Source organism: Acinetobacter legionensis (assembly GCF_048551735.1).
In the GTDB taxonomy this organism is placed as follows: domain Bacteria; phylum Pseudomonadota; class Gammaproteobacteria; order Pseudomonadales; family Moraxellaceae; genus Acinetobacter.
On sequence record NZ_JBIMBV010000126.1, the window covers coordinates 1 to 229 of the forward strand.

1 pseudogene is annotated in these 229 nt (G+C 45.0%); it reads right to left on the reverse strand.

Features of this window, described 5'->3' with window-relative positions:
• Nucleotides 1–229, reverse strand: a pseudogene (locus ACG9ZL_RS21310) (hypothetical protein); the annotation flags it as partial.

A 229-nucleotide genomic window follows, 5' to 3' on the forward strand; every position in this document is an offset into this window, starting at 1 on the left:
TAACCGCTAAAAAGTTATAGAGCTCTGTTGGGTTTTTCGAAGAAACATCAGACATTGATAAATCACCAAGAATCTTTTTACCTAACCCAAACGCCCCGACCTCCATTAAATTGCCAGCTGCAGTTCCTACTAATCGACTCGCAGCGTGCGTGTTATTGGTGAAGTTTTCATTTACTTTGGTGCCAGTCGAACGAAAAGTGTCACCACCTGCGCCACTCGGTGCTGTTCC